This window comes from Rhodococcus sp. T2V (assembly GCF_029269925.1).
In the GTDB taxonomy this organism is placed as follows: domain Bacteria; phylum Actinomycetota; class Actinomycetes; order Mycobacteriales; family Mycobacteriaceae; genus Rhodococcus_F; species Rhodococcus_F koreensis.
Genome location: NZ_JARJBD010000205.1, coordinates 1 through 5040 on the forward strand (window position 1 = coordinate 1; position 5040 = coordinate 5040).

At 68.9% G+C, this 5040-nt stretch carries 6 protein-coding genes; 4 read left to right on the forward strand and 2 right to left on the reverse strand.

Translation table 11 applies throughout. The features are described 5' to 3' along the window. Positions 1–449, forward strand: a 449-nt coding sequence (locus tag P3H15_RS52945) for a histone-like nucleoid-structuring protein Lsr2 (protein ID WP_276144653.1), incomplete at its 5' end; no start/stop codon positions are given. Positions 450–680: 231 nt separating this feature from the next. Next, the gene (locus P3H15_RS52950; protein ID WP_276144654.1) at positions 681–893 is read left to right on the forward strand and encodes a hypothetical protein; all 213 of its coding nucleotides are present in this window, start codon (positions 681–683) and stop codon (positions 891–893) included. Positions 894–979: 86 nt separating this feature from the next. Here the strand turns inward: P3H15_RS52950 and P3H15_RS52955 are convergent, their stop codons facing one another. Then, positions 980–2110, reverse strand: coding sequence for an anti-sigma-D factor RsdA (locus P3H15_RS52955; RefSeq protein WP_276144655.1), 1131 nt, complete (start codon positions 2108–2110; stop codon positions 980–982). Positions 2111–2739: 629 nt separating this feature from the next. On the opposite strand from P3H15_RS52955, the gene P3H15_RS52960 reads away from it, so the two are divergent. Then, a complete protein-coding gene (locus P3H15_RS52960; RefSeq protein ID WP_276144656.1) occupies positions 2740–3198 on the forward strand; it encodes a ubiquinol-cytochrome c reductase iron-sulfur subunit in 459 nt (152 codons plus the stop codon). A 266-nt stretch (positions 3199–3464) separates the two neighbouring features. On the opposite strand, the gene P3H15_RS52965 is transcribed toward P3H15_RS52960, so the two are convergent. Then, on the reverse strand, positions 3465–4301 hold the full coding sequence (locus tag P3H15_RS52965; RefSeq protein ID WP_276144657.1) for a hypothetical protein: 837 nt from the start codon (positions 4299–4301) through the stop codon (positions 3465–3467). A gap of 152 nt (positions 4302–4453) precedes the next feature. On the opposite strand from P3H15_RS52965, the gene P3H15_RS52970 reads away from it, so the two are divergent. Further along, a complete protein-coding gene (locus P3H15_RS52970; RefSeq protein WP_276144658.1) occupies positions 4454–4861 on the forward strand; it encodes a hypothetical protein in 408 nt (135 codons plus the stop codon). The last annotated feature ends 179 nt before the right edge of the window (positions 4862–5040 follow it).

Genomic DNA, 5040 nt, shown 5'->3' on the forward strand with positions numbered 1-5040 from the left:
CGAAGACGACCAAGGAGATTCGCGAGTGGGCGATCGGTGCCGGTCTTGATGTGTCTTCCCGTGGCCGAATCTCGGCCGAGGTCGAGCGGGCTTTCCATGACGCTCAGGTACCGAAGGTTCAGGCAAAGACGGTTCGGGCGAAGAAGGTCGCCGCGGGGAAGCCGGCTGTGACGAAGGTAGCCGAGAAGAAGGTAGCCGAGAAGAAGGTGGCCGAGAAGAAGGTGGCCGAGAAGAAGGCAGCCGCGAAGAAGACTGCCACGAGGAAGACAGCGACGAGGAAGGCTCCATCGAACAGAGCGGCGGTGAGCAAGGCTCCGGCGAAGAGGACGACCAAGGAGATTCGCGAGTGGGCGATCGGCGAGGGCCTCGATATATCGGCCCGTGGCCGGATCTCGGCGGAGATCGTAGACGCCTTTCATCTCGCTCAGGCCAAGGCGCCGGCCGCATAGGCAGCAACACGGCCGTGCTGAATCTCGCGGCAATGGTGCTGCGAAACACCCGAGGTGCCGTCGGGATACCTCCGACGGTCAGGTGACACGGCTAGCGCAGGGCAACCGCCCACGACATGCGCCGGAGATGGTGAATCCAACGAGTTCGCTCGGTGCTCCGGTGACCGCCGAACTCGTTGCGATCACCGGAGCACATCGATCCGGATATCGCCCACCCGCACGGGGAGAGCTATGTGCGGGGGGACGTGGGATCAGATCGAACGCTCCCGCGACCGGCTCGACGACGATTGCCGGGTCCTCCTCGCGGCTACCGCCGGGCGGCGTGCGCAGGCGAATGCACTCGATCCCGCTGCTGTCGCCGCCGACCTCGAGGCCCGGTGCCGCCCCAGCGGGCTCGTCGGCAAAGCTCCTGACCGGATTCCTTCGGCCGCTCCCGTTCTGTGAGGTTATGCATCAGGAAGTGTTGGTGCACAGTAGTTTTGGTGTTCGCCGTGGGTTGAGATCAAGTCGGATGGTCAGTGCGGAGCGAGTCAGCTGGTCGGGACCGGCAGCGGGAGCGGCGCCGAGGAAGGCTCCTGCGGCGGCAGCGGCGCCGAGGAAGGCTCCTGCGGCGGGAGCGGCGCCGAGGAAGGCTCCGGCGGCGGCAGTTGGGTGGGTGGTTGTGTGGTCGGGATGTCCGGCGGCACAGGCAGGGGTGGTTGCGTGGTCGGGATGTCGGAAGGGACAGGCAGGGGCGGCTGCGGAGGCGGGACCACCGTGATGGGGGGTTCCGGGCTGGTGGATGGCAACGTCTCGGGCGGAAGCGGAAGCTGCTGCGGCGGCAAGGTGGGTACCGGCGGCAGTGAAGTGGGCGGCAGTCCGGGAATCTGCAGATCCGTGGGCAGGGGTCCCGGCAACTGTCCGACTCCCGGGGCTGTGGTGGAACCGGGCGTTCCCGGCAGGGTGGCCGGCAGTTCGGCGGTCTGCGTCGGCGCGCCGGTGGTGGTGGTTCCCGGCACCGTCGTCGCCGGCGGCGTGGTCGGGGCGATCTTCTCGACCTCCGCGGCCAGCTTCGCCCGCCACGCGTCGAGTTCGTTGCGCATGTCGGCGTCGCGTACCCCGCCGGCACGGTCGGCGGCGCTCTCGAGCAGGTTCTTCGCCGACTCCGCGTCGCCCGTGGCGATCAGCCGTTCGGCCTCCTGCAGCTGGGACGTGGTGTCGATCTGCGCGACGGTCGAATCGGCCTGCTGGCTGAACACGACCGACTTGACGCTCCACAGCGGATCGCCGGGTTCGGCGTTGTACGAGAAGATGGTGGCGCCGCCCATGACGACCGCGATCGCGGCGGCAGCGCCTGCGATGGGTCGCAACAGCCGGAGCTTGCCGCGGGCGGCGCTGCGTGCGGAACGGGCGTTGTCCGAGGCGTCGATCGCCGCGATCACGTCGTCGAGCAGCGGTCCGGTCGGCATCGGCGTCGACACGATGTCGGCACGCCAATTGGTCAGGAGAAGTGCGAGCTGGTCCTGTTCCGGCGAATCCGTTGCGACGGGACCGCCGCCGGCGATCGCCTCGATCAGTGCGTCGTCACGGCGCACAGCCGCGACGTCCACCGGTGCGTCGTCTCCTGGGAGATCGGCATCGGGATTTCCGTTTCGCTTGATACCGCTAGCCAAACCTCTCACCTGCCCTCGTCACGTGCGATGGCTTCGGCAGCGTGCTCAGCGGTTCGTTCATCTGCCTGCACGCTTCCGAGTCCAGCGCCCGCTGTTCGGGTCCGTCATCGTTGGCTTCGTCATCTGGTTTGTCGGTGACGGGCTCCGATTTGTTACCGCATGTCAGAGGAGTGTGACAAGAAATCGAGTGCCCTCCACGTCGGTTGTGGGTTCGCCGGTGTTGGTTCGCGCGCAGTCGGTTGCCGCACGACCGCGCTCGTCCGTTTGGGCCGACCCCGGCGCACTCGGGCGGTCCTGAGGCCCTGGGCCGGGGTCGACGTCTTGGTAAGGGCATCGCTTCATCTGGGTGGACGATCCTCCTGGTTGGATTATTCCACCGGTGGCCGGTACTCGGCGAGGCTCCGCGCCGCCTCCATTGCTGGTGGGTTGCGCTGATCTTGTCGCCGACTTCGGCGACGTCAATGTCGCCCGCAAGGCGAACTGACCGCGCACGGTGAAGGGTTTCGCAGCCGTCCGCCGGACACAGCCTGCTCGGCGTCGCGCGTTTGAACCAGTCGTCCGTGTCCTGCGTTAGAACCATTGAGAGCGCCGCAGTGAGCGATCCCGCGTGACCTCAGCCCAGACAGGGAGATACCGCCATGCAGTCCGACGAACTCAACCAGGAGCAGAGCCTGCGGATCAACCAGATGACGTTTCCGCGTCGGACGGTTATCGCCGGTATGGGTGTTGCAGCCGCCTTGGCCGCCGGTACCGCTCTGTTCAGCAGAACTCGCGCGTCGTCTGCGTCCGGACGCAGCGGCGGCCCAGCTGTGAAGGCCGCGAGTGCAACCGTGCCGACCGGCAATGTTCCCGTCGGTGGCGGCGTGGTGCTCGGCGATGTTGTCGTCACACAGCCCAGCGGCGGCGACTTCCGCGGGTTCTCGTCGACATGCACGCACTTGGGGTGCACCGTATCCGACGTCTCGGGCGGCACCATCAATTGCCCGTGCCATGGCAGCAAGTTCAATCTCGACGGGTCCGTGCACAACGGTCCGGCGTCCGTTCCGCTCGCCCCACGGAGCGTCTCCGTTCAGGGTGACTCGGTCGTAGTCGGCTGAGGTGTGTGACCACTCAGGGGCTGGCTGGCGGAACCGTGTGAGCGCGTCGGTTGACCGATGCGGAAGGCATGCGGATGCAGCAGATATCTGCTGCATCCGATCCGGTCGCCTCGACCCGGTCCCGGCCGAACCGGTCGGGCTTGCCCGACGAGCACCAACACGAGCGCCCGATGGGGTCCAGGTTGTGCGCCGGCCGCGGCACGGGGACCGGCCGATCCGCGCTGCGGTGGTGCCGCCGCCCCGCCGGCTGGGACGGCGGCCGCCTGTCAGCGGGCGACGGTGCCGATGAGGACGACGACCGCGGTGAGGGCCGCGGCGAGGGTCATCGCCGCGGTCGCCGGCACCCCCAGGAAGCGCTGGCCGCTGGGCCGCTGCTGATGGGCCAGCCTGAGCGCCACCCACGCCCCCTGCGCGAGGATGCCGGCGACGAGCGCGAGCAGCACCGGCATCAGCCCGTCCGGAATCGGCACGGCGCTGGCCACGAAGGCACCCGCGATCGGACTCAGGCACGCCAACGCGATCCACGGTGCCGCCCGCCGTCGCGGCGGTGCCCCCAGCAGCGCGCCGAGCGCCGCCCCCTCGCTGGCCGCGTGCACCAGCAGCGCCACCACCACGACGACCGAGCCCGTCAAGGCCAAGGTCGCGCCCTCCAGGAAACGGTGCACAGCGAGCCCGCAGGCCGCGCCGATGCCGCCGCCGCGGCCCGGCTCACACGGGCAGCCGACCCGGACCACGGCACCCGTCACGCCGAACGAGACCAGCGCGGTCACCGGTACCGCCCACGCCGGGATCCCGGCCTCCTGCGCCTCGCCCCACGCATCGGGCAGCAGGTCGAGCGCCGCGATGATCAACAGGATCCCCGACGCCGAGGCCAGCAGCAGCGCCGACCGCTCGGAGCCGCGTCGGGCCAGCCAGGCACCGGCCACCGTGGCGGCGGCCACCAGGATCACGGCCACCACCGTTTCGGTGGAGGGCTGCGGCAATCCGGCCGGGTCGCCGCCATGGGCGCTGAGCGCGTGCAGGACGGGGAACACGCCGCCTCCCGAGGAGGGTCGTGGTACGGCGGATTGCTTGATGTCGGGCGAACCGGCTCCGGATCCCACTATTCCACCGCACCCCACCCACGCCCAGGCCTGCATCGAATCCGGGCACGATCTGCTGCCCCACACATTCCGGCGAAGTCCGGGCGCGCACGACACCCGAACCGGACTAGCGTCAAGAGGAAACCACCCACCACCTCACTGAGGAGAGGGTCATGACTTCGACCCGAGAACTCTTCGACACCATGACCGCCAAGTCCGGGCTGGGCAGTGACGTCCTCGCCCGCGCCGTCGACACGCTGCAGGAATGCGAGGAAATCGTCGCGGCCTGCTCGATGGGCATGCTCGGCGCTCAGGACGCCCTGCAGCTGGCCCCCGCGATCAGCCGGGACCTGGACTGCGCCGACCTCCTCGGCGTGACCCGCCGCGTCCTGACCCGCGGCAGCGGACCCGACCACACCCTGATCACCGCCCAGGTCGAAGCCTGCCTCCTCGCCTGTCAGCGCAGCCACGAGCTGTGCAGCCAGCACGCCGACCACCACGCGCATTGCCGGATGTGCTCGGACGCGACCCGCCGCTGTGCCGACATGTGCCGCGAGGTCCTGACTTCACTTCACGCATAGGCGATCCACGCCCACTCAGCGGTGCCTGGTGAAACCCGGTAATGCCACCGCGGACGGGACGTTCCGCCGGATCGTCACCGGGGCGGAGGTTGCTTGATGCGGTTGTGGCGGAGGCTAGCTGTCGGTGCGGAGAGCGGTTGGGGTCCAGGACGGCCAGGTCGGGTTGTCGATCGCGTTGC

Excerpts from the sequence above, each read along its gene's own strand:
- P3H15_RS52950 (WP_276144654.1), top strand. The coding sequence starts at position 681 with ATGTGCGGGGGGACGTGGGATCAGATCGAACGCTCCCGCGACCGGCTC.
- P3H15_RS52960 (WP_276144656.1), top strand. The coding sequence starts at position 2,740 with ATGCAGTCCGACGAACTCAACCAGGAGCAGAGCCTGCGGATCAACCAG.
- P3H15_RS52970 (WP_276144658.1), top strand. The coding sequence starts at position 4,454 with ATGACTTCGACCCGAGAACTCTTCGACACCATGACCGCCAAGTCCGGG.